This is a genomic window from Glycomyces mayteni (assembly GCF_042428885.1).
GTDB classification, from domain to species: Bacteria; Actinomycetota; Actinomycetes; order Mycobacteriales; family Micromonosporaceae; genus Glycomyces; species Glycomyces mayteni.
In genome coordinates this window covers 474608-500358 of sequence record NZ_JBHMBP010000005.1, presented here as the reverse complement: position 1 = coordinate 500358, position 25751 = coordinate 474608, and the positions used below count along the sequence as shown (strand labels likewise).

General features: G+C 72.0%; 22 protein-coding genes. 11 read left to right on the top strand and 11 right to left on the bottom strand.

Going from position 1 to position 25751, the window contains the following annotated elements; translation table 11 throughout:
• Positions 1 to 10: 10 nt before the first annotated feature.
• The 5 genes from ACFFXY_RS23915 to ACFFXY_RS23895 are packed head-to-tail and all read right to left on the bottom strand — an operon-like array spanning position 11 to position 5771.
• The gene (locus tag ACFFXY_RS23915) at positions 11 to 643 is read right to left on the bottom strand and encodes a hypothetical protein (RefSeq protein ID WP_382356547.1); all 633 of its coding nucleotides are present in this window, start codon (positions 641 to 643) and stop codon (positions 11 to 13) included.
• Entirely contained in the window at positions 644 to 1720 is a 1077-nt protein-coding gene (locus tag ACFFXY_RS23910) for an isocitrate/isopropylmalate dehydrogenase family protein (protein ID WP_382356545.1), read from the bottom strand.
• Between the two features lie 19 nt (positions 1721 to 1739).
• Complete coding sequence (locus ACFFXY_RS23905) at positions 1740 to 2828, bottom strand: ABC transporter ATP-binding protein (protein WP_382356543.1); 1089 nt, start codon at positions 2826 to 2828, stop codon at positions 1740 to 1742.
• Positions 2821 to 4611, bottom strand: a complete 1791-nt coding sequence (locus ACFFXY_RS23900; RefSeq protein ID WP_382356541.1) for an ABC transporter permease — start codon at positions 4609 to 4611, stop codon at positions 2821 to 2823. Before ACFFXY_RS23900 ends, ACFFXY_RS23905 begins: the two co-directional genes overlap by 8 nt.
• Entirely contained in the window at positions 4611 to 5771 is a 1161-nt protein-coding gene (locus tag ACFFXY_RS23895; RefSeq protein ID WP_382356539.1) for an ABC transporter substrate-binding protein, read from the bottom strand. The genes ACFFXY_RS23900 and ACFFXY_RS23895 overlap by 1 nt, the downstream gene beginning before the upstream one ends.
• 171 nt (positions 5772 to 5942) lie before the next feature.
• On the opposite strand from ACFFXY_RS23895, the gene ACFFXY_RS23890 reads away from it, so the two are divergent.
• Positions 5943 to 6620: a GntR family transcriptional regulator gene (locus tag ACFFXY_RS23890; protein ID WP_382356537.1), complete on the top strand. Its 678-nt coding sequence runs from the start codon at positions 5943 to 5945 to the stop codon at positions 6618 to 6620.
• On the opposite strand, the gene ACFFXY_RS23885 is transcribed toward ACFFXY_RS23890, so the two are convergent.
• Positions 6617 to 7279: a PaaI family thioesterase gene (locus ACFFXY_RS23885; RefSeq protein WP_382356535.1), complete on the bottom strand. Its 663-nt coding sequence runs from the start codon at positions 7277 to 7279 to the stop codon at positions 6617 to 6619. The two genes, ACFFXY_RS23890 and ACFFXY_RS23885, sit on opposite strands and share 4 nt — an antisense overlap.
• Before the next feature lie 75 nt (positions 7280 to 7354).
• Between ACFFXY_RS23885 and ACFFXY_RS23880 the strand changes: the two genes are divergently transcribed.
• From ACFFXY_RS23880 to ACFFXY_RS23870, 3 genes are all read left to right on the top strand, one after another.
• Positions 7355 to 7936 carry a TetR/AcrR family transcriptional regulator gene (locus ACFFXY_RS23880; protein ID WP_382356533.1) on the top strand — a complete coding sequence of 194 codons (582 nt, stop codon included), beginning with the start codon at positions 7355 to 7357 and terminating at the stop codon, positions 7934 to 7936.
• Positions 7937 to 8081: 145 nt separating this feature from the next.
• Entirely contained in the window at positions 8082 to 9491 is a 1410-nt protein-coding gene (locus ACFFXY_RS23875) for a hypothetical protein (protein ID WP_382356531.1), read from the top strand.
• Between the two features lie 26 nt (positions 9492 to 9517).
• A complete protein-coding gene (locus tag ACFFXY_RS23870) occupies positions 9518 to 10015 on the top strand; it encodes an anthrone oxygenase family protein (protein WP_382356529.1) in 498 nt (165 codons plus the stop codon).
• Here ACFFXY_RS23870 and ACFFXY_RS23865 read toward each other — a convergent pair.
• From ACFFXY_RS23865 to ACFFXY_RS23855, 3 genes are all read right to left on the bottom strand, one after another.
• Positions 10012 to 10929 (bottom strand): ROK family protein, encoded by a 918-nt coding sequence (locus ACFFXY_RS23865; protein ID WP_382356527.1) that lies wholly within the window; start codon positions 10927 to 10929, stop codon positions 10012 to 10014. The genes ACFFXY_RS23870 and ACFFXY_RS23865 overlap by 4 nt on opposite strands.
• Positions 10930 to 10996: 67 nt before the next feature.
• Positions 10997 to 12049, bottom strand: coding sequence for a LacI family DNA-binding transcriptional regulator (locus ACFFXY_RS23860; RefSeq protein WP_382356525.1), 1053 nt, complete (start codon positions 12047 to 12049; stop codon positions 10997 to 10999).
• A 15-nt stretch (positions 12050 to 12064) separates the two neighbouring features.
• The gene (locus tag ACFFXY_RS23855; protein ID WP_382356730.1) at positions 12065 to 13024 is read right to left on the bottom strand and encodes a hydroxyacid dehydrogenase; all 960 of its coding nucleotides are present in this window, start codon (positions 13022 to 13024) and stop codon (positions 12065 to 12067) included.
• A gap of 360 nt (positions 13025 to 13384) precedes the next feature.
• On the opposite strand from ACFFXY_RS23855, the gene ACFFXY_RS23850 reads away from it, so the two are divergent.
• The 4 genes from ACFFXY_RS23850 to ACFFXY_RS23835 are packed head-to-tail and all read left to right on the top strand — an operon-like array spanning position 13385 to position 17152.
• Entirely contained in the window at positions 13385 to 14692 is a 1308-nt protein-coding gene (locus ACFFXY_RS23850) for an ABC transporter substrate-binding protein (protein WP_382356523.1), read from the top strand.
• Positions 14689 to 15633, top strand: a complete 945-nt coding sequence (locus tag ACFFXY_RS23845) for a carbohydrate ABC transporter permease (RefSeq protein ID WP_382356521.1) — start codon at positions 14689 to 14691, stop codon at positions 15631 to 15633. The genes ACFFXY_RS23850 and ACFFXY_RS23845 overlap by 4 nt, the downstream gene beginning before the upstream one ends.
• Complete coding sequence (locus ACFFXY_RS23840; RefSeq protein WP_382356519.1) at positions 15630 to 16493, top strand: carbohydrate ABC transporter permease; 864 nt, start codon at positions 15630 to 15632, stop codon at positions 16491 to 16493. The genes ACFFXY_RS23845 and ACFFXY_RS23840 overlap by 4 nt, the downstream gene beginning before the upstream one ends.
• Positions 16490 to 17152, top strand: a complete 663-nt coding sequence (locus tag ACFFXY_RS23835; protein WP_382356517.1) for a YesL family protein — start codon at positions 16490 to 16492, stop codon at positions 17150 to 17152. The genes ACFFXY_RS23840 and ACFFXY_RS23835 overlap by 4 nt, the downstream gene beginning before the upstream one ends.
• Positions 17153 to 17185: 33 nt before the next feature.
• Here ACFFXY_RS23835 and ACFFXY_RS23830 read toward each other — a convergent pair whose 3' ends face one another.
• Positions 17186 to 18367: an MFS transporter gene (locus ACFFXY_RS23830; protein ID WP_382356515.1), complete on the bottom strand. Its 1182-nt coding sequence runs from the start codon at positions 18365 to 18367 to the stop codon at positions 17186 to 17188.
• 101 nt (positions 18368 to 18468) lie between these two features.
• Positions 18469 to 21150, bottom strand: a complete 2682-nt coding sequence (locus ACFFXY_RS23825; RefSeq protein ID WP_382356513.1) for a hypothetical protein — start codon at positions 21148 to 21150, stop codon at positions 18469 to 18471.
• A gap of 208 nt (positions 21151 to 21358) precedes the next feature.
• Between ACFFXY_RS23825 and ACFFXY_RS23820 the strand changes: the two genes are divergently transcribed.
• The 3 genes from ACFFXY_RS23820 to ACFFXY_RS23810 all read left to right on the top strand — a co-directional run bounded on the left by ACFFXY_RS23820 (position 21359) and on the right by ACFFXY_RS23810 (position 25750).
• Complete coding sequence (locus tag ACFFXY_RS23820; protein ID WP_382356511.1) at positions 21359 to 23452, top strand: glycoside hydrolase family 36 protein; 2094 nt, start codon at positions 21359 to 21361, stop codon at positions 23450 to 23452.
• Positions 23453 to 23473: 21 nt separating this feature from the next.
• Complete coding sequence (locus ACFFXY_RS23815) at positions 23474 to 24787, top strand: ABC transporter substrate-binding protein (protein ID WP_382356509.1); 1314 nt, start codon at positions 23474 to 23476, stop codon at positions 24785 to 24787.
• Between the two features lie 66 nt (positions 24788 to 24853).
• The gene (locus tag ACFFXY_RS23810) at positions 24854 to 25750 is read left to right on the top strand and encodes a carbohydrate ABC transporter permease (protein WP_382356507.1); all 897 of its coding nucleotides are present in this window, start codon (positions 24854 to 24856) and stop codon (positions 25748 to 25750) included.
• Position 25751 lies beyond the last annotated feature (1 nt).

The following is a 25751-nucleotide window of genomic DNA, read 5'->3' as shown; positions in this document are numbered from 1 at the left end:
AGGATCGCGTTCACGGCGCCGCCAGGAGCGATCGGAGTCGGTCCGCCGCGAGGCGCGGCGCGCTGAGGACCGGCACGGCCGAGGCCGCCTGGGCCGCTTCCTGGGCCGGAGCCAGGGAGAACTGGCCCAGGACCACGAGGTCGGCCTCCGAGCGGCCCGCCGCGGCCGCGACGAGCGCGTTCAGTTCGTGCTCGCCGGCCCCGCTCGCGCCTTCCACCCGCGTGCCCTCGATGCGCACGCCCGGCACCGCCTCGCCCAGCCGCGCCACCGTGTCGGCGACCGCGGGGGCCAAGGGGCACAGCACTTCCACGCGCTGCGCCCCGGAGTCCCGCACGGCCTCGAACAGCGCCAGGTCCGACGGCAGCACCGGTACCGCCGCCTCGGTCGCGGCGGCGACCGGGCCGTACATCGAGCAGGTCAGCAGGACCGCGTCCGCGCCGCCGCCGATCGCGTGCCCGATCAGCCTCCGCATCCGCGCCGCGAGCGGCTCGGTGAGGCCGCCGGCCTCGTCGGCCTCGACGACGAGGCGGTCGTCCAGCAGGTTCCACAGCACCGCCTCGGGGAACGCTGCGGCGAACCCCAGGTGCGCCGGTCGCATCGACGCGGCCGTCGCGTGGACGAGTGCGACCTTCGGGGCGCCCATTCAGGCCCGCCCGACGGCGGCGACGACCGCGGCCGTGAACGCGCTCGTGGAGGCGGTGCCCCCCATGTCGGCGGTCGCGACGCCGTCCCGCACGGCCGCTTCGACTCCGGCCTCCAGCCGGTCGCCCGCGTCGAGGGCGCGCGGGTCGTCGTGGCCGGCGGCGAGCCAGCGGAGGAGCATCGCCGCGGAGAGCATGATCGCGATGGGGTTGGCGACGTCGCGTCCGGCGATGTCGGGGGCGGAGCCGTGGGCGGCCTGGGCCATGGCCTTCGTGTCGGAGGCGTTGATCGAGGGCGCGATGCCGAGCGACCCGGCGAGCTCTCCGGCGAGGTCGGAGAGGATGTCGCCGAACATGTTCTCGGTGACGATGACGTCGAACTCGTGGGCGCGGCGCACGAGGTGGACGGTCATGGCGTCGATGTGGAAGTCGTCCACGGCCACGTCCGGGTAGGCGGCGGCGACCTCCAGGCACACGGACTTGAACAGGCCCGTGGTCAGCTTGAGCACGTTCGCCTTGTGCACGATGGTGACCCGTTTGCCGCGGGTGCGGGCCAGCTCGAACGCCGCGCGGGCGATGCGCTCGACCGCGCTGCGGGTGATGATGCCCATCGCGATGGCGGTGTCGGGGGTGGGCATGAACTCGCCGGTCCCGGCGTAGGTGGAGCGGTCGGCGTAGAACCCCTGGGTGTTCTCGCGGACGATCACGAGGTCCGTGCCGGGGACGACGGCACGGCCGCCCTCGAAGGACTTGGCGGGCCTGATGTTCGCGAACAGGTCGAAGCGCTTGCGGATGGTGCCCGAGGGGTTGAGGAGCGAGCGGTGCGGCTCGGGGTAGGCGGCGGAGTCGTGGGGGCCGAGCAGCCAGGCGTCGACCGTTTCGAGCGCGTCGAGGGTCGATTCGGGGACGGCCGAGCCGTGGGTCCCGATGGCGGCCAGCCCGAGCGGCAGCTCCCGCCATTCGATCGGCGCCAGGCCCGCGGCCCGGGCGGCGGCGTCGGCGGCCGCGACGGCGGCGGGGACGATCTCGGGGCCGATGCCGTCGCCGTGGAGGACGCCGAGCGCGTAGGAGTGAGTCATGGAGGTCCTTTCTCAGGAGTTACTTGGCGGCGGGGACCGGGTCGGCGTACAGGAGCGCGTCCTCGGGACCGAACAGCAGGTCCGCTTCGCCGCCGAGGCGGGCGCGGGCGCTGTCGACCTGGACGGTCCGGTCGCCGACCTGGAACAGGTACTCGTAGCGCGAGCCGACGTAGGAGCCGGTGACGACGGCGGCGCGAAGCGCGTTCGCGCCCGTGGCCGCGGTCCCGGCGGGGACGGCCTCCAGGCGCTCGGGCCGGACGGCCACGGTGACCGCATCCCCTTCGCGCGCTTGCAGACCGGAGGCGACGCGGACGGTGCCCGCGCCGTCCAGGTCCACTTCGACCAGGCCGTCCGTGCGGGCCGCGACGCGCCCGGGGAGGAAGTTGCAGCGGCCCACGAACGCCGCGACCTCGGCGGCCGCGGGGGTCTCGTAGATCTCCACGGGCGTGCCGACCTGCGTCATGCGGCCCTCGGACATGACGGCGATCCGGTCGGAGAGCGCGAGCGCCTCCTCCTGGTCGTGCGTCACGTACACGGTCGTGATCCCCAGGTCGGCCTGGAGGCGTTTGAGCCAGGCCCGGGCCTGCTCCCGCAGTTTCGCGTCCAGGTTGGACAGCGGCTCGTCGAGCAGGAGCACCGACGGGGAGTACACGAGCGCCCGCGCGAGGGCGACGCGCTGCTGCTGGCCGCCCGAGAGCTGGTGCGGATACCGGCCCGCGAGGTGCCCGAGGTCCACCTTCGCGAGGGCCTCGGCGATCCGCCGGTCCCGCTCGGACCGCCCGATCTTCCGCAGCTTCAACGGGAGCGCGAGGTTCTCGGCGATGGTCTTGTGCGGCCACAACGCGTACGACTGGAACACCATGCCGAGGTTGCGCTCTTCGGGCTGGAGGAACACGCCGTCGCCGACGAACACGGTGCCGCCCACGCTGATCGTCCCGCCCGAGGGCCGCTCCAGGCCCGCGACGCAGTTCAGGGTGGTGGACTTCCCGCACCCCGAGGGGCCCAGGAGCGTGAAGAACTCGCCGTCGGCGATGGCCGCGTCGACCCCTTCGAGGACGGTGGTCTCGCCGAACCGCTTGACCAGGTTCGTGATCCGGACGTCAGGCATGGTCGTCCTCCTTGGAAGGTTCGGTTGCTTTGCTGCGCATGAGGAGTCCCGCGAGGCCGACGAAGGCCATGGTGATCGCGATCTGGAGCGTGGCGAGGGCGGCCACCGAGCCGGTGTTGCCCTGCTTCCACAGCTCCAGCATCGTGGTTCCGATGACGTTCGACTCGGCCGAGGCGAGGAACACCGCGGGCGAGTACTCCTTGAGGATGATGACGAAGGTGAGGATCAGCGCCCCCGCGAACGCGGGCGTGACCAGGCGGGCCAGGACGCTCCAGAAGGTGCGCAGCCAGTCCGCGCCCGAGACGCGGGCGGCGTTGTCGAGTTCGGTGCCGATCTGCATGGCCGCCGGGGCGACCGAGCCGAACGCGCTGGGCAGGGCCCGCACGGAGAAGCCGACGATGACGGCGAACAGGGTGCCCTGCACGAGCCCGCCGAGGCCGAACGGCAGGTACGCGAAGGCCCAGAACATGCCGATGCCGACGATGATCCCGGGCATGGCCTGCGGTGCGAGCGACAGGAACTCCACTGCCCGCCCGAAGCGGAACGTCGAGCGCTTGGCGACCATGACCGCGGCCGTGGCGAGGACGCTGACGGCGACGGCGCCGACCGCGGAGACGATGAGCGAGTTGGTGATCGACTGGACGTACGAGGCGAACGAGAAGATCCGCTCGTAGTTCTCGACGGTGAGGGTCTGCAACGGGGACTGGAGCGGCGTGAACACCAGCGTGAACGAGCGGAACACGAGACCGCCGATCGGGATGAGCGCCCCGAACACCAGGTACACGGCGATGAACGCGGCCGCGACCCATTTCAGGCCGCCGATGTCGAGGCGCCGCGGACGCGTCGCCTTGCCGCGCACCGACACGAACCGCTGCGCGTTGCGCAGGAGCTTCGCCTGCACGACGACCGCGGCGACGGTGAGGACGAGGATCACGACCGAGGCCGCGCCCATCACCCCGTAGTCGGGGTCGATCGACTTGAGGCCGTGGTGGTACAGGAACGTCGAGAACACCTCGATGCCCACCGGCTGCCCGTAGATCAGCGGGATGCTCAGCGTCTCAAGCGAAACGGAGAACACCAGGATCGCCGAGTACACCATCGGCGGGCGCAGCATCGGGATCACCACGGAGAACAGGACCCGCAGCGGCCGGGCCCCGCACACCTGCGCGGCCGACTCCAGCGAGGCGTCCGAGCGCCGGAGCGCGTTGGCGCAGAACACGTACGCGATCGGCGCGAGCGCCACCGCCTCCGTCAGCGCCATGCCCGGGATCGAGTACAGGTCCCACGGGACGGTCCCCACGAGATCGCGCACCCACACCGAGACGAACCCGGCCGGGCCGTACATCGCGATCCACCCGAAGCCGAGGATGAGCGAGGAGATGAAGAACGGCCACTGCATGGCCGCGGCGAACACCCGTCCGCCGGGGAGCCTGGTGCGCACCACGACCACGGCCATCGGCACCGCGAACGCCAGCGCCAGCACCGTCGTGAGCGCCGAGAACAGGGCCGTGTTCAGGGCGACCCGCCCGAACCCGGCCTCGGTGAACAGCCGCGTGTAGTTCTCGACGGTGAACAGGCCCCCGGCCTCGTACAGGGGGCGGTCCATGAGGGACTGGACGAGCGTCGGGACGACCGGCGCGAGCGTGAACAGGGCCACGACCACGAGGACGGTCCAGTAGACGGCGTGCTCGCGGCCCATCCCGAGCAGGCGGCGGCGCCGGGGCGGGCGCCCGATGTCCTCGCCCTTGAAGGGCGGCGCGGGGGGCGCTGCGGTGGCCGTCATCAGCTGCCGCCTTCCAGCAGGCCGTTCCAGCGGGCGGTGAACTCGTCCACCTCCGCCTCGTCCACGAGCTCGTAGGGGGCGAAGATGATCGCGTCCTCGCCGACGGCGTCGACGACCTCCTGGTAGGTGTGCAGGCCTTCGACCTGCTCGACGCTGTCGCGGTAGGACGCGAGGCCGCCTTCGGCGACGGCCCGCTGGCCCTCCTCGGAGAGCAGGAAGTCCACGAAGAGGCGCGCGGTGTTCGGGTGCGGGGCGCCGTGGGCGATGCCGATGCCGCGGGGGAGCAGCACGGTGCCGTCCTGGGGGAACACGATCTCGAAGAGGCCGCCGGAGTTTGCGACGACGGGGTTGGCGGGGGCGGCGCTGATGAAGAACCCGGCGAGGTACTCCCCGGCGAGGATCTTCTCGTTCTGGGTGCCCGAGGAGGTCTCGGGGCGGGCCAGCGGCAGCAGGGTCTCCAGGTGCTCCCATGCGTCGGGGACGTGATCGGTGAAGGTGCGGGAGACGGTGAACCCGAAGGCGCCGCCGACATCGCGGGAGGTCAGCTTGTCCTCGAACAGGCCGGTGTCGGCGGCGACGAGCTCGGCGAGGTGGCCGATGCCGGTGGGCGCCTCGGGCATGAGCGAGGTGTTGTAGGCGATGGTCTGCGGGTCGACGGACATGGCGTAGACGTTCGGCAGGAGCAGCGCGAACTCGGGGAGGTGCGCGAGTTCGGGGGAGTCGTGGGCGAGGAGGCGGCCCTCGCCGCCGGCGTACTCGGCCCAGGCCTGGGCGGCGTTGGAGACGACGAGGTCGGCGGGGGAGCCGTTGGTGGCCTGCTCGGACAGGATGCGCTGGAAGACCTCGTCGCTGTCGAGGTTGGAGGCGTTGATCTTCTCGACCCACGGGTACTTCTTCTGGAAGTCGCGGAGGATCGGCGCCCAGTTCTCCTGGTCGGTGTTGGAGTAGACCTCCAGCTCGCCGCCCTCCTCCTTCGAGGCGGCGAGGATGTCGGCGTACTCGGCGGGGTAGTAGTCGGGGACCTGTTCGGCATCGATCTCATTGGCGGGCAAGGGGGTCTCGTCCTCGCCGCAGGCGGCGAGCGCGCCCGCGGCGCCGACGGCGGCGGCGCCGAGGAGGCCCCGCCTGGTCAGTGCGGGGGGAAGGGGTCGAGTGGACATCGCTGCCGCTCCTTTGCGGGGTCGTGTCGTCAGTGACAGCCGAAGGTTATAGGTTATAACCTCTGGCTGTCAAACCCGCTACCGTGCTTTTCTCGAAATCCCCGCCCGTCCCGCGGGCACACGCCGCTCGCTCGCGCAAGGTAGGCTATAACCTCCATCAGAGGAGGACAGATGATCCAGCCCTTGCCGGCGGCGACGAAGAGCGAGTTCGCGTACCAGGTCCTGCGCGAGCAGATCCTCTCCGGCGAGCTCGCGCCCGGGCAGGTGCTCAACCAGGCCGTGCTCGCCCCCGCGATCGGCGTCAGCACCACGCCGCTGCGCGAGGCCCTGCGCCGCCTCAGCGCCGAGGGCCTGGTGGACCTCGGGACGCACCGCGACTCCCGCGTCTCGCCCCTGACCGCCGAGGAGGCCCGCGACCTGCTGGAGATCCGCCGCTCGCTCGACCCGCTCGCGGCCGCGCTCGCCGCCGAGCGCCGCACCACCGAGGACATCCGCCTCATCCGCGAAGCGGCGCAGCAGGTCCACGCGCTCCCCGACGACCCGAGCGTCCCCGACCTGGTGGCGCACCGCCGCTTCCACGCCGCGGTCTACCGCGCCTCCCACAACGACCTGCTCATCACCACGCTCGACGCATTGTGGGACAAGGCCGACCGGTACCGCCGCCTCGGCCTGGAGGCCCGCCGCTCGCAGGCCGACCGCGACCAGAAGGACGGCGAGCACCGCGAACTCCTCGACTGCATCGTCGCCGGGGACGTCGAGGGCGCCGCCGCCGTCATGCGCCGCCACATCGACACGAGCCTGGGCGCGACCGCGGCCTCCCGCCTCGGCGCGCGGCCCGCGTCGGTCTAGTCCGGGTCGGTGAACGTGGAGTAGGTGCCCGCCTTCGGGAACAGCGACCGCGCCCGGTCCAGGTCCGGGGCCACGAAGCGGCCCTCGGCCGCCACCAGGATCGTCTCGGGGTCCAGCTCGGGGCACACACTCCCGGCCACCGTGATCTTGCGGCCCTCGACCCCGGTCACCCGGGCCTTGAGCAGCAGCGGCGTCTCCACCGGCACCGGCCGCCGGTACCGCACGTCGAGCCCGATCGTCATGGCGGGCAGGCCCTTCGCCGCGCAGGCCCAGCCCATCAGCTCGTCCAGGAGCATCGCGCTCAGGCCCCCGTGCGCGTACCCGGGCGGGCCCTCGTGGACCACCCCGAGGACGCACCGCCCGACCATGCCGTCCTTGTCGGTCTCCTCGATGTCCATCGGCGGCGCGATCGGGCTCCCGTGCCCGGCCGCGGGGCTGTACATGCGCAGCCCGAACGGGAACACGTCGACCTCGGGGATCTCCGCCCGCTCGCGCCGGCGCCCCGTGAACCGCGCTTCGAGCCGCTTGACCTCGCCCGCCAGCTCCTCCAGGACCTCCGTGGGGGTCTCGGTGCGCGACACGGTCTCCACGAGCGCCCGCATCTCGCGCCCGAGCTCGGCGACCGCCTTGCGCCGCAGTTCGAGGTCCTCGCTGGACATCCGCGCTCCTCCTGTATATGACGACCGTTATAATCGGTGGCCAGGTTACCACGAGACCGTGAACGGAGGCCGACCGTGACGCGCGCCGACCCGCCCTCCCGCGAGCGCATCGTCGCCGGGGCCGCCGACCTCATCGCCCGCCGCGGCCTCAGCGCCGCCAGCATCCGCGAGACCGCCCGGCACGCCGACGCGCCCCTCGGCTCCACCTACCACTACTTCCCGGGCGGCAAGGCCCAGTTGGCGACCGAGGCCGTCCAGTACGCCGCCGCCTCGGTCGAGCGCCACATGCGCGAGGCCATGGACGCCGGGCCCGCCGCGGGCCTCGCCGCCTACCTCAAGCGCTGGCGGGACATCGTCGTCGGCAGCGGGTTCCGCACCGGCTGCCCCGTGCTCGCCGTCGCCGTCGAGGAGCCGCCCGAGGACGAGTTCCCGCCCGCGCTGCGCGCCGCCGCGGCGGCCTTCGATCGGTGGGAGCGGCTGTTCGCCGAGTCCCTCCAGGCCCACGGCGCCGACCCCGAGGAGGCCCGCGACCTCGCCACCCTCGCCGTCGCCGCCGTCGAAGGCACTGTGGCGATGTGCCGCGCCAAGCAGTCCACCGAGCCGCTCGACCGGGTTGCCCGCCGCCTCGAAGCGCTGGTGGAGGCCGCGATCCCCTAGCGGACCGTCACCGGACCGTCCATTTCGGCGCACCTCGCCGACCTCGGCGCCAACCGCTTGCCGGGATCGGTAGGGTCGGACTCCACGACCCTTTGCCGCCGCCCGCGCGTGCGCGGTGGCGGCCGTCTGAAGGACGAAACCGGCAATGAGTAGACCTTCACCCCGAGCGAGCATCCACGCGCACCGGATGCCCCCCATGACCGACTGGCGCCGCGTGCTCATCGTGGGCGGCAGCGCGATCGGCCTCATCGCGGCCACCGCGATCGGCGCGGCCGTCGCCATGACCGGCGGCGGCTCCGGCGGGGGCGGCGCTGACGGCGCCGAGCCCACCGCGGGACCGTCCACGGTCGCAGCGACCACCGCCTCTCCTGCGCCCTCCCCGTCCCCGACCGAGGCCGCCTCCAGCGCCGCCCCCGCGGGCGACGGCAGGTGCGACCGCGCCTCCGCGGCCGGACCCGAAGTCGTAGTGACCGAAGTGGACGCCAACGTGATCGGCGCCGGAGGCGAGGGCGACACCGACCCGCTCCCCGCGGCCCTCGCCGCCACCCCGGACGGCCGGTCCTGGCTCGCCTGGGACGGCGCCGACGACCGCATCCACCTCGCCCGCCTCGACTGCGGCGACGCGATCGACGGCGACCCCTTCGACGTCGAAGGCGTGGACCTCCAGGACGTCATCGCCGACTCAGGCGGCGTCACCGTCCTCCTCACCCGCGACGGCGACTGCGGCGACGGGCCCCTGTGCGGCGGCGAGTCCAGCCCCTGCCGCACGATGCACATGGTGCGCTTCGACAACGCGGGCGGCCAGGTGTGGGACCGCCAGGTCACCAACCTCGACGGCGACCGCTCCGGCTACGACGACGGCGCCCGCTTCGTGTGGTGGTACCAGCACCACGGCCGCCTCGCCTCCAACGGGACCGACACTGCCGCGTACTTCGGCGTCGCCGTCACCGTCGCCAACGGCGGCTGCGTCGACATCCACCAGGGCGACCGCATGCAGGTGGTGGACTCCGACGGGAACCTCGCCGACCACCCGGACGCGTTCGCGGTGGGGTGCAGCCACTCCTGGACCACCCGCATCGCCTGGAACGCCGACCGCGACGAGTTCGGCATGGTCTGCGCCACCGACAACCAGTGCCGCATCGCCGTGCCCGCGTACACCACCGTCGCCGCGGGGGAGTGCGACGGGAGCCTCTTCGGCGGCGACCTCGTCGCCGTCGGCGACGGGTACTGGACCGCCTGGAGCCAAGGGGGACGGGCCCGCCTGGAGCACTTCACCGACGGGCCCTCCGACGCCACCGTGGACACCGGCGCCGACGCCGCCCACCCGCATCTCGTCGCCTACGGCGGCGACCTCCTCCTCGCGTGGGAGTCCGGTGACGGCATGTCCGCGCAGGTCCGCGACGCCGGGACCGGCGAGGCCGCCGGGGACCCCTTCGACATCGGCGTCCCGGATCACGACTACCAGGCGTTCAAGGCTTATCCTGACGGCAGCGCCGCCTACCCGGCGGCGGGCGACGGCACCATCCGCATCGCCCGGGTGATGCCCCCGGCCTGACGGCCCTGACCCACCGGAGGACCCTCATGGCTCTGCTGCACCTCATCGCGCTCATCGCCGCCCTGCTCAGCGCGGGGCTCATGGCCGGGCTGTTCACCGGCTACTCGTACTCGGTGATGCCCGGGATCAAGATCCTCGACGACCGCGCCTGGATTGCCGCGCTCCAGCACATCAACCGCGTCATCCTCAACGGCCGCTTCATGACCGCGTTCCTCGGCTCCGTCGTGTTCGCGCTCGCCGCCGTCATCCTGGGCTTCTTCCAGGACGACCGCTCCGCGCTGCCGTGGACGATCGCCGGACTGGTGTGCAACCTCGTCATGTTCATCGGCACCATGGCGAAGAACGTGCCCCTCAACGACCGCCTCGAAGCCGCCGGGGACCCGGCCGCGATCGGCGACCCCGCCGCGCTCCGCGGCGAGGTCGAGGAGACGTGGATCAAGTGGAACCACGTGCGCGGCGTCGCGTCCCTGCTCGGTCTCGCGGCTCTCGCAGGGGCGCTCTACACCACGGGGCTCGCCGCCTAGAGCAGGTCGGCGCGGTGGACCAGCGCCGCCGCGCCGATCAGCGGCGCGTCGCCGCCGAGTTCGGCGCGCACCACCTTCAGGTCCGCGGCGTACGCGTTGACCGCGTGCTCGCGGACCGCCGCGGCCACCAGGTCCGGGTAGTCGTCGGCCACGAACGAGAAGCCCCCGCCGATCACCGCGACCTCCAGGTCCAGCAGCGTCGCCGCGTTCACCAGGCCCAGGCCGACCGCCCGCGCCGACCGGCGCACCGCCGCCACCGCGACCGGCTCGCCCGACGCGTAGTCGCGCGCCAGGTCCTCGCCGGTGGCTCCGTTCCAGCCCCGGCCCTGCGCCCACCGCACCGTGTTCGGGCCCGAGGCGATGCCCTCCACCGTCGCGTCGTGCGCCGAGGACTCGACCCGGTCCACCACGAGCTGCCCGATGTGGCCCGCGTTCCCGCCCCCGCCCGAGACGATCCGGCCGTCGCTCACCACGCCCCCGCCCACACCCGTGGACACGACCATGACCAGGGCGTTCGACACCCCGCGGGCCGCGCCGAGCCACGACTCCGCGAGCGCGATGCACGTCCCGTCCAGGCGCAGCGACACCGCTTCGAGGCCGCTCACGGCCGCCGTGAACCCGGTGATCCCGAAGCCCTGCATCGCGGGCAGGTTGATCGGCCCGATCGTGCCCGCGGCCAGGTCCACCGGCCCGGCCGAGCCGATCCCGGCCCCCGCCACCTGCGCCCACTCGGGGGCGGCCATGCAGTGGCGCACGACCTGCTCGATCGCCCGCTCGCCCGCGGCCCGGTCGGCCGCCGCGGCCGCACCGGTCGCCGCCCGCGAGCGGGTCCCCTCGACCACGGTCCCGTCCGCCCGCACCAGCGCGGCCTCCACCTTGGTGCCGCCCAGGTCGAGCGCCATCGTCACGTTCATGCCGCGAAGCCTACCGAGGGGTCACGCCGCGCAGACGCGCGGTGATCGCCGCACCGGCGCCGCCGGGTCACGGGCGCAGCGGGGCGGCCGAGTCCCTGACGACGATGTGGGTGCCGAGGACGACCCGGTCCTCCACTTCCGGTCCCCTGTGGAGCGCGAGGCGGACGGCCTCGCGGCCGAGCTGCTCGTGGGGGACGTGCACGGTGGTCAGGGCCGGGGTCAGGTCGGAGGCCAGGGGGATGTCGTCGAAGCCGACGACCGAGACGTCCTCGGGGACGCGGACCCCGCGCCCGCGCAGGGCCTTGAGGACCCCGGCGGCGACCATGTCGGTGGCCGCGAAGACCGCGGTGGCGTCGGCGCGCTCCTCCCACAGGGCGTCGGTGACGGCGGCGCCGCTCTCGCGCGTGAACGTGCCGGGCCTGATGAGCGCTTCGTCAACGGCCACACCGTGGTCGGCGTGCGCCCGCCGGTACCCGCTCACGCGCTCGTCGGTGGTCGAGAGCCCGGTCTCGCGGCCCACGTAGGCGATCTTGCGGTGCCCGTTGGCGAGGAGGTACGCGGTCATGGCGTACGCGCCGCCCTCGTTGTCGTACTCGACCACCGTGGCGGGCACGTCGGGGCCGGGGGAGGGGCGTCCGCACAGGACCAGGCGCGAGCCCGACTTGTCCAGGGCGCGTGCGAAGTACGCCATCCGCTCGGTGTACGTGTCGGTGTCCTGGGCGCCGCCGACGAGGATCACGGCCTCGGCGCGCTGCTCGCGCAGCAGCTCCACGACCGCGAGTTCGCGCTCGGGGTCGCCGTGGGTGGTGCACAGGAGGCACAGGCGGCCTTCGGAGGCGGCCTGCTGCTCGACGCCGCGGGCGATGAACGCGAAGAACGGCCCGGTCGCGTCGTCCAGCACCAGGGCCACGGTCTTGGTCGTCGCCCCGGCGAGCGCGCGGGCGTGGGCGTTGACGACGTAGTCGAGGTCCCGCATGGCGCGCAGCACCTTCGAGCGGGTCGGCGGGGCGACGGGGTAGTTCCCGGCGATGACGCGGGAGACGGTCATGGCCGACACGCCCGCGCGCTCGGCCACGTCGGCCAGCGTGGGGCGCTTGCCCGGCTCACTCCGTCTGGGCACCGAGGGCCTCCGTCTCTACGCCTGGCGCCAGCGTAGGTCGCCGTCCACGAGGTGCGCGAGCGGGCGGCCCGCGGCGAGGCGCTCGGCCTCCTCCACGATGTACAGCCCCATGCGCGCCAGCTCGTTGCCCTGCGAGCCGGCGACGTGCGGGGTCAGGAACACGTTGGGCAGCGCGAACAGCGGCGAGTCCGCCGGGAGCGGCTCGGGGTGCGTGACGTCGAGGACCGCGGAGATCCGGCCCGTCGCCAGCTCCGCGACGAGCGCGTCGGTGTCCACCAGGCGCCCGCGGGCGGTGTTGATGACGACCGCGCCGTCCTTCATGGCCGCGAACCGCTCCGCGCCCAGGAGCCCGGCGGTCTCGGCAAGGTCGGGCGCGTGGAGGCTGACGATGTCGGCCTCGGCCACGAGCCGGTCGAGGTCCACCAGCTCCGCGCCCGGGACCTCGCCCGCGTCCACGTAGGGGTCGGCGAGGAGCACCCGGAAGTCGAAGGGCCGCAGCAGTTCCAGGACCCGCCGCCCGATCCGGGACGCCCCCACGATCCCCACGGTCCGGCCGAAGTTCCCCACCTCGGGGTGGATGTAGCCCAGCGCGAACGACCGGTCGGCGCGGAACGCCTCGCGCAGCGCGAAGATCCCCTTGCCCGCCAGGAGGATCGCCGCGAGCGTGTACTCCGCCACCGGCAGGGCGTTCGCGTCGGCCGCCGAGGAGACCGCCAGCCGCTCCCACCCGGACTCGGCGACGAGGGGCTTCACCGACCCGGCGGCGTGCAGCACGGTGTGCAGGCGCGGCGCGCGGTCGAGTGCGGCAGCGTCCAGTCGCGGTGCGCCCCAGCCGGAGACGACGACCTCGGCGTCGGCGAGCGGCGCGAAGCCCTCGTACCGCTCGGCCACTTGGGACGGGTCGATGTCGAGCACCGCCCGCAGCCGCCGCATGAGCGGCTCGGGGAACAGCCGCGGCAGGTGGACGGGGTCCATGGCGAACAGCGCGGGCAGACGATCGGCCACCGGGGGGCTCCTTCAATCGTGAAGAACAGTTATCGGTTTCTACCATAGGAGCCGAACGCCCACTTGTCGAGCCTCGCTCCCGACCCGGCGCTCGGCACGATCGATCCGCCGCTGACCTGCGCATTCCTTGATCGAGGCAACCTGATCGACCGATTCCGGTAACGATTCGGCAAAGTCGGCTTGTGTTCGCGAGCGCTTGCTCCTAGCATCGCAGATAGCGGTATCTACGCGATGCCCGACAGCCTCTCACCGCTTGAAGGAGAAGACATGCGAAACGCAAGGGCGCGTTCGTCGGCCACGCCGGCGCGGGGACTCTCACGCCGTTCGCTCATGCAGTCCGCCGGGGGTCTCTCGATCGCGGCCGCCGTGCCGCTCGCGCTCGCCGGGTGCGGCACCGGCGGCGGCACGACCGGCGGCAAGACCCCGATCCGGTTCCTGTACGCCACCGGCGACGACACCTGGAACGCCGTTGCGAAGGCCGTCGCCGACGCGTTCAACGCCAAGAGCGCCACCGCGGTCGTGGAACTCGACCCGCTGCCCGCGGGCACCGACTACCCGACCGCCATGAAGACCATGGACGCCACCGGGAACTGGCCCGCCCTCGTCGACATGCGCGACACCCTCACCTACCTGGAGGCCGGGAAGCTCGCCCCCATCCCCGAGAGCGTCTCCGGCCTGCTCAACGACGAGGTCTACGCCCCCGCCGAGGACGGCGACGTGTACATCGTCCCCACCACCGCCCTCAACGGCGAACTCGGCTTCAACATGGTCTACGACAAGGACTACTTCGCCGAGCACGGCCTCGCCGTCCCCACCACGTACGCCGAGTTCATCGCCCTCCTCGACGCGATCAAGGGCAACGGCGACGCGCCCCTGGCGACCGCCGCGGGCGAGATCTGGCCCTCCGACCAGCTGTGGAAGCCCCTCGCCGCCCCGACCTTCGCCCAGTACTCCGAGGCCGGCGGCTTCTGGAACGCCGTGCGCGCCGGGGACGCCTCGATCGAGGACCTGCGCGAACCGCTCCAGCGGCTCAAGGACATCACCGACCGGTACGTCCTCGAAGGCTGGCAGTCCACCCAGGACGCCCAGACCACGACGCTCCTGGTCAACCGCCAGGCCGTCATGTCCACCTCCTCGGCCGGGATCGGGCGCCTCAACGACGTCAACAAGGTCGACCCCGACTTCAACGCCGGGATCTTCTGCCTCCCCGCCGACGACGGGAGCCTCAACGTCCTCAAGGACGACGTCAACGGCGACTCCGCCTCCGGCTTCGCGATCTCCTCGCAGGCGCAGGAGGACGGCGGCAAGGAGTACGACGCCGCCGTCGAGTTCCTGGAGTTCTACTACTCCGTGGACGCCTGCAACCTCATGGAGGAGGCCGGGATGATCGCCCCGAACGTCAAGGCCGCCGACGAGATCGTCCGCAACTCCACCATCCCCGGCGCGGGCGACTACTTCGCGCTGCTGGAGAACCCGAACCTCAAGTTCTTCCAGAACTCGACCGCGTGGGCCGGGTTCAGCACCTTCCACACCTTCTTCCGGCAGGCGCGCATCGAGATGCAGGACGGCCAGACCACCATCGACGAGTGCATCGCCAAGTCCCAGGAGGAGTTCGACAACCAGGCGGAGCACGAGTGACCGCGCAGCTCGCCGAACGCCCGGCCGCCCTCGCCGGCGGCCGGGCGCCCGCCCGCGCCCGGCGCCTCACCCGCCACCGGGCCGTGATGCTCCTGTTCATCGCGCCCGCGCTGATCGTCTACGTGCTCATGGTCATCGCGCCCTCGATCCAGTCGATCCAGCTCAGCCTGACCGACTGGGACGGCATCAACCCCGCGTACGACTACGTCGGGCTCGCGAACTACCGGGACATCCTCTCCTCGGACCGGTTCTGGAACGCCACCAGGAACACCCTGATCCTCGGCCTCGGCTCCGCCGTGATCGTCAACGCGATCGCCCTCGGCGTCGCGCTCCTGCTCGACAAGCTCCACCACGCGCAGGGCTTCTTCCGCACCATCGTGTACCTCCCCGCCCTCGTCAGCGGCTTCATCGCCGCCACGATCTGGAAGTACATGCTCAACTTCAACTTCGGGGCCGTCAACACGATCCTGCGCGACCTCGGCTTCGGCGACGCCGCCATGGACTGGCTCGGCGACAACGAGATCGTCGTCGGCGTCCTGCTGTTCATCATCTGCTTCACCCTCGGCGGCAACACCACCCTCATCTACCTGGCGAACCTCCAGTCGGTCCCGCAGGACCTCGTGGAGGCCGCGAAGATCGACGGCGCCTCCCGCGGGCAGGTCTTCCGGTACGTCACCTGGCCGATGCTCGCCGGGGCCGTCACCGTCAACATGACCCTCATGATGATCGCCGGGTGGACGATCTTCGACCAGGTCATGGTCCTCACCGCGGGCGGGCCCGGGTTCGTCTCCGAGACCATGGCGTTCTTCATCTACAAGGTCGGCTTCGGCGAGTACCGCGCCGGATACGGCTCGGCCGCCGCCATCGTCCTGTTCATCGTCGTCATGGCGACCACGGTGCTCGCCAACCGGTACATGCGCAGCAGGGAGGTCCAGGCATGAGCGAGTCCAAGCCCCGCAGGCGCCGCAGAGAGAAGCGCCGCCTCACCGCCGGAGAGGTCGCCGTCATGGCGGTCCTGTCCGCCCTCGTCCTCGCCGTGTCCTTCCCGGTCCTGTACGCGCTGCTCAACTCCTTCCGCAGCTACGCCGAGATCACCAAGGACCCCATGGGCCTGCCGACCGGCCTCAGCTTCGAGAACTACGCGCGGCTGTTCCAGGACACCGACTACGGCGAGGCGCTCGTCAACACCCTCGTCATCACCGTCGGCACCCTCGTGCTCCTCATCGCGATCGTCCCCATGGCCGCCTGGGGCATCGAGCGCATCGGCGGCCGGTCCTCGCGCTGGCTCTACCTGCTGTTCATCGCCGGGCTCATGATCCCCTTCCAGGTCCGCATGATCCCGCTCGTCTCCTCCATGAACCAGGTCGGCCTCTACTCCACGCTCACCGGCGTCATCCTCGTCCACCTCGGCGGCGCCGCGTCCTTCGGCATCCTCCTGTACTGCTCCTTCATCAAGGGCGTCCCGCGCGAGGTCGAAGAGGCCGCCGAAGTGGACGGCGCGGGGAAGCTCCGCACGTTCTGGCACATCGTCTTCCCGATGCTCCTGCCCGTGACCTCCGCGTTCGTCATCATCCAGGCCCTGTCGCTGTGGAACGACTTCTTCATCCCCCTGGTCTTCCTCGACTCGTCCTCCGCGGGCACCATCAACGTCGCCCTCAGCCGCATGGTCGGGCTCCTCACCTCCCAGTGGGAGCTCATCTACACCGGCGCGATCCTCGCGATCGTCCCCTCGGTGGTCCTCTTCGCCGCCTTCCAGCGGTACTTCATCAAGGGCATGTCCATCGGGGCGGTGAAGGGATGACCTCCTGGCTCGCCTACGACTCGCGGCTCTCGCGCACGCTCCTCGCCGCCTTCTGGTGGTTCGCGACCTCCGTGCAGCTCCTCGCCACCGCCGTCCCGTTCGCCGCGGCCGGGCAGCTCGGCCTCACCCACCTGGGCCTGTGGGCGGGCGCGATCGCCGCCCTCCCCGCCGGGCCCGGCCTCTACGCGGCCCTGTCGTGCATGCGGGACTTCGCCGCCGACGGCTACCCCGGAGCGCCCTTCCGCACCTTCTGGCGCGCCTGGGCCCGAGGGTGGAACCGCCTGTGGCGCATCTGGACCGGCGCGGCCGTCCTCGGACTCCTCCTCGCCTACAACGCGGTCCTCTACGGCGGCGGCGACCTCGCGTTCGCCGGGATCTGCGCCGGGGCCGCGCTCCTCCTCGCGTCCCTGATCGCCGTCGCAAGCGCCTCCCTCGCCGGAGCCGACGGCCCCGCCATCGCGGTCCTCACCGCCGCCCTGCGCGCCGCGGTCCTGCGCCCCGCGGCCCCGATCGCCTGGCTCGCCCTCGCGGCCCTCGCCTACGCCGCCGCCCTCCTCCCGGTCATCGGCCCCAACCTCGCCCTCTTCACCCCCGCGGCCGCCGCCTGGGCCGTCCTCGTCGTCAACGCCGCCACCGGCTTCGACCGCAAGGCGGCCTGAACCCCGGCACGCGCCCGCGTGCCGGGGCACCGGTCAGGGGCGCTTCACCGGGAACCCGTGCGCCCGCGCGCCGATCACCACGGCCGCCACGGGGGCCATGAGGACCAGGACGCCCCACGGGAACGAGCCGGGGCCGAGGAGGCCGAGCATGAGGCCGCCGACCGCGCCGCCCGCGGCCATCGAGGAGTTCCAGGTCGTCACCAGCAGCGCCTGGCCGCGGTCGCCGCCCGCGTCGTTGACGGCGGTCTGGAGGAGCGTCGGCACGCCGCCCCAGCCCAGGCCCCACAGGACCACCGCGGCGAACAGCGGCGCGGGCTCGTCGGCCCACACCGTCAGGGCCGCGGCGGCGACGAGGAACAGGCCCGCGCTGGCGATGGTGAGGACCCGCAGGCGCCGGTCCACGAGCGTGCCGGTGACGACGATGCTCACCGCGGAGGCGATGCCGAAGACGAGGAGCACGGTCTCGCGCCGGGCGTTCATGCCGTTGGCGTCCAGGAAGGTCGCGATGTAGGTGTACAGGATGTTGTGCGCGAGCACATAGGCCGCGACGGTGAACAGGACCGGGACGACCCCGGGGAGCTTGAGGGCCGCGAGGATCGGTTCGCGCCTCCCGGCCTTCTGGCCGGGGAACTCGGGGACGGAGGCGCGGATCCAGATCGCCAGGAGCGCGGAGACGGCGGCGACGAGCCCGAAGGTGAGGCGCCATCCGAGGAGGTCGCCGAGGAAGGTGCCCAGGGGGATGCCCAGGGAGAGCGCGAGCGGCACGCCCGCCATGGTGAAGGCGATGGCGCGGCCCTGGAGGTGCGGCGGGGCGAGCCTGCGGGCGTAGGCGACGAGTTCGGCCCACACGACGGCGGCGGCGACGCCCGCGGCGAGGCGCAGGGCCATGGTGAGCGCGTACGAGTCGGAGACGGCGGTGACGAGGTTCGCGACGGCGAACGTCAGGGCCGCGGCGAGCAGGAGCCTGCGGCGGCGCCAGGCGGCGGTGGCGGCCATGACCGGGATCGCGGAGACGCCGGTGGCGATGGCGTAGATGGTGAGGGTCTGCCCGGCCGCGGCCTCGCTGACGCGCAGGTCGGCGGCCATCTCGGGGAGGACTCCGGCGGGGAGCGCTTCGGTGAGGATCGCCATGAACGCGGCGGTGGCGAGGGCCAGGAGGGGCACGACCGGCAGGGTCTGCCGGACGGGTGTCGGTGCGACGTGTGTTGCGGTCATGACCGGAAGCCTCCAACCTTGACACCTATGTCAGGGTCAAGGCCGCGTGGCCCGGGTCATACGGAAGCGGGCCCCGGCGCATAGCCGGGGCCCGCTCGCGTTTACCGCCTGGCGGTGGTCGGCTCGCCGATCACCCTGGGGGAGATGACGATCCGGTCGAGGTTCGGGGCCCACGCGTCGGGGTTGCCCAGGCGCAGCGGCTGGTCCGCGGTCGCGAGCGCGACCGGGAAGGACCGCTGCGAGAAGCTGTCCCACGAGTACGTGTAGCGGAAGTACGCGTGGCCGACCTCCTCGCCGCCCTCGGTGGCCTGGAGGAGCCGGTCCACGACCTGCGGGTTGTAGTCGTGGTCGCCCGACAGCTCGGCGTTGGCGTAGTGGACGGTGACGTCGTAGTCGCCGGGCGCGGCGAAGCCGTCGCGGGGGAGTTCGACCGCGTTGTCCGCGCCGTTGCCGACCCAGCCGACGTAGGCCATGCCGGAGGCGTTCGACCCGGTCGACTCGGCGAGGTCCGTGACCGCGGCCGAGCCCAGCAGGACGGCGTCCTCGGCCTCGATCGCGACGGACGCGCCGTCGGCCTCTCGGTCGCGCACGGTGGTCAGCGACTGGACCGTCGCGCCGTCGGGGGAGCGCAGCTCGATCTCGTTGATGCCCTCCACGAGGTGCACGGTGGCGGTGGAGCGCCACGTGCCCTTGCGGTCGGCCGTCAGCGCCGCGGTCGGCTCGCCGTTGACGGCGAGTTCGACCGAGGACGCCCCTGCGGAGGCCCAGTCGAGGGCGATGCCGTAGTAGCCGGTCTCCATCGCGTTGGCGTACAGGTCGGCGCGGGCGTCGCCCTGGAGCGTCGCCGAGCCGCGGTCACTCCCGCCGGCCCAGTCGAGGGCCGCGCCGTCTTCGAGGCGGAACGTGGAGGCCGGGTACACCGTGGACTCGTTCGCGACCGAGGTCAGCGAGACCTTGTCCAGGGTGATGTCGGAGTTCGGGAGTACGGTGGCGCCGTCCTCACTGGAGCGGATGGAGAGGAGGTGCTCGCCCGCGGTGAGGTCCACGAGGATCTCGGCGCTGCCGCGGTACTGCCAGCGGCTGTTGGCGTTGAGTGCGAGGTCCGCGGCGTACTGGATCGTGCCGGAGGCGGCGTCGTCGACGAACAGCGCGTGGCGGCCGGGGACGCCGGGCGCGCCGCCGACGACCTGGAGCCGGTAGGTCCCGTCTTCGGGGACCGCGATGGTCCATTCGGCGCGCGAGGTCGCCTGGTTGAACGAGCCCACGTCCTGGCCGCCGGAGGCGAGGAACTTCCAGCCGCCGTTGGCCTGCGGGTCCTGGGTGTACACGGTGGCGTCGGTGAGGTCGAGGTGCTCGGCCTCGGCCGAGGCGGTCCACGGCTGCGCCGCGGCCGCGGCCTCGACGTCGCGGGCGCCGTCCGGGGTGACGACCACCTGGTACCCGGCGTACCGGTCGTACACCGGCACGTCCAGGCGCAGGGTGCCGTCCGACAGTTTGACGCCGTTGAGCGCCTTGACGACCCGCGGGGTGTCCGTGAGGCCCTCGGCGCCGTTGAGCGCGGTCTCGCGGACCTCGACGTCGACCTTGCTCCCGAAGACCGACTTGTCGAGGCCGCTGAGGTCCAGGGTCACGTCGGAGCCGGTGCCCCCGAACAGGACCGTGGCGCGCTTGTTGGCCTCGTCGATCGCGCCGATGCCCTGGAGGGTGTCCACGGCGTTGAGCTCCGGCGGGGTGACGGCGACGGTCTCGGAGCCTTCGAGGTCGCCGTACCACTTGAACATCCACCATCCGGCGTTCGCGCCGTTGGGGCGGGCCGAGTTGTCGGAGAGGTTCCCGGCATAGTTCCAGTACGCGACCTGCGCGTCGACCTTGGTGTCCTCGAACATCGCGAACCACTGGATCAGCTGGCCGGGGACGCCCATGTCGCGGAGCATCCCGTACTCGGTGATGTTGACCGGGATCGGGTCGATCCCGAGCTCCCGCTCCAGGGCCCGGTAGTCGGCGAAGTTCTGCCGGTACGTCGCCAGGTTGTCGATGCCCAGCTCGTGCCAGATGAAGATGTCCGGGAGCGAGCCGTGCTCCTTGGCGAAGCGGAGGATGTCCTCGCTGCGCTCGGGCTGCCAGCGGGTGTCGCCGGGGCCGCCGATGCGGGCGTGGCCGAGGCCGTGGCGCTCCCACACCTCCTGGATCTTGTCGTACGTGGCCTGCCAGTCGGCGAGGAACTGGTCCTTCTGGGCGGCCCAGTCGGGGTACCAGTTGCCGCCGTCGGGCTCGTTGTAGGGGATGAAGACGTAGTCCTGGGGGCGGTCGGAGTCGGTGGCGACGGCCTCGGCCACGAACTCGGTGACCTCCAGGAAGTCCCAGACGCCGTTGGGCTCCTCGGTGTAGGTGCCGGTCGCCTGGTCGTAGGTGCGGTCGTCGCCGGGGCGCCTGCCGCCGTTGTAGGGCCACTCGGGGTAGTAGTCCTGCACGTAGATGTACAGGTCCTGGCCGTGCTTGTCGAAGAAGCCGTCCTCGATCTTGATCGCGTCGCCCGAGGGGTGCTGGGTGCCGTGGGGGGCCTTCTGCGACGAGTTGGTGATGTGGGCGCCGTTGACGACGGCCTGGGTGGGGGCGCCTTCGTCGCCGAACCCGTAGAGCGTGCCCGAGGCGCCGCCGCGGAAGTCCCCGGTGCGCGTCGCGAAGTCCACCGCCAGCACTTCGGTCTCGGCGGCCTCGGCGGTGGCGCCGCCCAAGCCGGTCACGGCTGTGGCGGCGACCGCTGCTGCGGCGACAGTTGCCATCGGTCTCCTCATCGTGTCGATCCTCTTCTCATTGTCGTCATTGACGGGGGTCGATCTTCGACTGACGGCCCCGACCGTACCGAATTCTGATAACGATTTCAAGACAAGATTTGAAATCGATATCAGGACGCGTTACGGTTCCGATTGAAATCGATATCAGGCGGCCGCCTCCCGGCCGCCCTGAGCACACCGACGGGACAGGGGCATCGTGGCCGAGCAGTTCATCTGGGGCAGTAACCGGTTCGCACTCCGATTCGAGTGGGGCGAGGACGCCCCGGTGCGCGTCACCGGGATCGTCCGCGGCGCCTCCGTGACCGACGTCCACGCGCTCCCGCTCGTCGAGGTCGTCACCGCCGCCGCCGGGCACCGCCCCGCCGCCGACCGCCTCGTCCACACCGAGACCGGCGCGCGCCTGCGCCGCACCGGCCACACCGAGACCCGCACCGGCGCCGGCCGCGTCCTCACCCTCACCCAGGCCGCCGACGGCATCCAGACCGCCACCGCGATCGAACTCCTCGACGCCGCCGACGGCGCCTTCCGCGCCCGCACCACCGTCACCGCCACCGGCGACACCACGCTCGTCCTGCGCTCCGTCGCCACCTGGACCATGGGCTTCACCCGCCCCGGCGACGACCGCGACGACTTCGCCGCCTGGTCCCGCGTCAACGGCGTCAGCGACTGGTTCGGCGAAGGCCGCTGGACCCGCACCCCCCTGCGCGGCAACGACTTCCCGCGCCTGTCCACCGAACTCGCCGGAGGAAGCCACGACCCCCGCGGCCACTGGTCCGCGACCGCCGACGGCACCTGGTCCACCGGCCGCCACCTCCCCGTCGCCGGACTCGAAACCGACGGCCTCGCCCTCGCCTGGCAGATCGAGCACAACGGCCCCTGGCGCTGGGAACTCGGCGAAGACCTCGACGGCGGCTACTTCAGCCTCGCCGGACCCACCGACGCCGACCACGCCTGGACCCGCGTCCTGCGCCCCGACGAGTCCTTCACCACCGTCCCCGCCACGGTCACCGCCGGAGACGACTTCACCGGCGCCGTCGCCGCCCTCACCGCGTTCCGCCGCGCCGCCCGCCGCCCCCACCCCGACAACGCCGCCATGCCCGTGGTCTTCAACGACTACATGAACACCCTCAACGGCGACCCCACCACCCAGAAGCTCCTCCCGCTCATCGCAGCCGCCGCCGACGTCGGCGCCGAGATCTTCTGCATCGACGCCGGCTGGTACGACGACTCCGGCGACTGGTGGCCCTCCGTCGGCGAATGGCGCCCCTCCACCACCCGCTTCCCCGGCGGCCTCGGCGAAGTCATCGACGCGATCCGCGACGCCGGCATGGTCCCCGGCCTCTGGCTCGAACCCGAGGTCATCGGCGTCCACAGCCCCATGGCCGACCGCCTCCCGCCCGAGGCGTTCCTCCAGCGCCACGGCCAGCGCATCGCCGAACACGACCGCTACCACCTCGACCTGCGCCACCCCGCCGCCGTCAGCCACCTCAACGGCGTCGTCGACCGCCTCGTCGAGGAGTTCGGCGTCGGCTTCTTCAAGTTCGACTACAACATCAACCCCGGCCCCGGCACCGACCGCGACGCCGACAGCGTCGGCGACGGCCTCCTGGGCCACAACCGCGCCCACCTCGACTGGCTCGACGGCGTCCTCGACCGCCACCCCGGCCTCGTGGTCGAGAACTGCTCCTCCGGCGCGATGCGCATGGACTTCGCCGTCCTCTCCCGCCTCGCCATGCAGTCCACCTCCGACCAGCAGGAGTTCACCAAGTACCCGCCGATCGCCGCCGCCGCGCCGATCTCCCTCCTCCCCGAGCAGGCCGCGAGCTGGGCCTACCCCCAGCCCGGCATGGACGAGGAGGAGGCCGCGTTCTGCCTCGTCACCGGCCTCCTCGGCCGCTACTACGTCTCCGGGCACCTCAACGAGATGACCGACGCCCAGCGCGCCGTCGTCGCCGAGGCCATCAGCGCCGCCAAGACCCTCCGCACCGAGATCGCCGCGGGCGCCCCCCACTGGCCCGCGGGCCTGCCCGGCTGGACCGACCCGTGGACCGCCCTCGCCCTCACCGGCCCCGGCGGCGACCTCGTCTCCGTGTGGCGCCGCGGCGGCCCCGCCGCCACCGAACTGCGCTTCCCGCACCTCGCCGGACACGACGTCGACGTCACCACCGTCTTCCCCGCGGCCCTGCCCGAATGGAAGACCAAATGGGACGCCGCGACCGGCACCCTCACCGTGCGCGGCGACGGCGCCCCCGTCGGGGCCCGCACCCTGCGCCTCACCACCTCGAAGTAACCGCAACCAAGGAGCGATTCAATGAAGAACAGGTTCCGCAGCACACTCGCGCTGGCCGCGGCCGCCGCCGTGGCCCTCGCCGGGTGCTCCGACCCCGGCGCGGGCGAGGCGGACGCCGGGCCCGCCGACTGGCCCGCCCAGGACGCCGACCTGTCCGGCACCACCCTCACGATCTGGGCCGCCCAGAACTCCAACACCGTGCCCGACAGCGTCATCGCGGGCTTCGAGGCGCTCACCGGCGCCGAGGTCGACGTGGTCACCATCCCCGACCCCTACGAGCAGGGCGTCCAGACCAAGGTCGCCACCGGCGACACCCCCGACCTCGCGTTCTGGCAGCCCACCGCCTCCCAGCTCACCGCGCTCAACGCCTCCCAGAACCTCCAGTCCCTCGAAGGCGCCCCCTGGCTCGACTCCTACGACCCCGCGCTGAGGGACATCACCGGCATCCTGGACGACACCCGGTACGCCGCGCTCATCACCACCCCCGCCGTCGAAGGCGTCTACTACAACAAGGAGGTCTTCGCCGCGAACGGCGTCACCGACCTCCCGGCCGACTGGGACTCCTTCATCGCGCTCGCCCGCGACCTCAAGGCCGAGGGCACCACCCCGTTCTACGAGATGGGCGCCGACCGCTGGGCCACCCAGTGGTGGGTCCAGGTCCAGCTCGCCGACGCCGCCGAGGACGGCCTCTGGGACCGCGTCAACGCCGGCGAGGAGGCCTTCACCGACCCGACCATCCAGGGCGCCATCGACGAATACCAGGCCCTGATCGACGAGGGCCTGTTCAACGCCGACATCAAGACCGCCACCTTCGAGGACCAGGGCGCGGCCCTGCTCGCGGGCGACGCCGCCATGGTCATGCAGGTCAACTCCTTCTTCGGCCAGCTCCAGTCGCTCGCCGACACCGACGAGCTCAACCAGAAGATCGGCTTCTTCCCGATCTCCCCGTCCGGCAACACCGGCACGTTCATCCCCGACCAGTCCAACGCCCTCGTCGCCTTCAAGACCGGCGACGCCGACCGCGAGTCGGCCGCCCGCCAGCTCCTGTCCTACTGGCTCGGCGACGGCTACGGCGACTTCGTGGACGCCCAGTCCACCGTCTCCCTCCAGCCCGGCACCGACACGCCCGCCGACGTCCCCGAGGCGCTCCTGTCCGCCTCCGACGCCGTCGCCGGCTCCGCCGGGTCCATGCAGGCCCTCGCCATCGCCAACCCGGACCTGTACCTCTACCTGGCCGACATGATCCAGGGCACCAAGACGCCGACCGAGGTCGCCGAGGCCACCCAGGCCCAGTTCGCCGAACTGGCCAAGGCCCAAGGCGCCGAGGGCTTCTAGACCGCGCCCCGAGGGGGCGACGGAAGGCATGTCCGTCGCCCCCGCACCTCGGAAAGGCTTGCACCCATGAGCACGAACGCCCTCGGAGCCCCGCGCTCCCACCGCCGCGACCACCCCCTGTGGTTCCTGATCCCGGCCCTGCTCGTCCTGGTCGTGTTCTTCTTCGTCCCGACCCTGTTCAACTTCGTGTACGCGTTCACGGACTGGTCGAGCTTCAAGAGCGCCATCAACTTCGCCGGGACCGACAACTTCGTCTCGCTGTTCTCCAACGGGACGCTCCTCAACTCCCTCAAGGTCACCCTCGTCTACGCGGTCCTCGTCGCCGTCTTCCAGAACCTCTTCGGCCTCGCCCTCGCGCTCCTGCTCGAACGCGACACCGCCGTGAACCGGGCCGTGCGCGTCGCGTTCTTCATCCCCGTCGTCATGTCCGCGCTGGCGGTCGGCTACATCTTCCAGGCGCTCCTCAAACCCGACGGGGCGCTCAACGGCATCCTCGGCTGGCTCACCGGCTCCGACGTGTCGATCCCGTGGCTCGGCTCCACGACCTGGACCATCGTGGTCGTCGCGATCGTCCACGCCTGGAAGTGGATGGGCCTGTCGATGCTCATCTACCTCGCCGGGCTCAAGACGATCAGCGAGGACGTCCTCGAAGCGGCCCGCCTCGACGGCGCGAGCCGCTGGACCATGTTCCGCTCCATCAGGTTCCCGCTGCTCGCCCCCGCGGTGACGTTCAACGTCGCGACCGCGCTCCTCGGCTCGATGAACGGCTTCGACATCGTCCAGGCCACCACCGAGGGCGGCCCCGGCGGGACCACCGAGCTGCTGAACATCTTCATCTTCCGGACCTTCGGGCAGGGCCTGTTCGCGCAGGCCACGACCATGAGCCTGGTCCTGTTCCTCATGGTCGCGATCCTCGCGTTCCCCGTGATCCGGTACCTGCGCAAGCGAGAGGACGTCCTGTGAC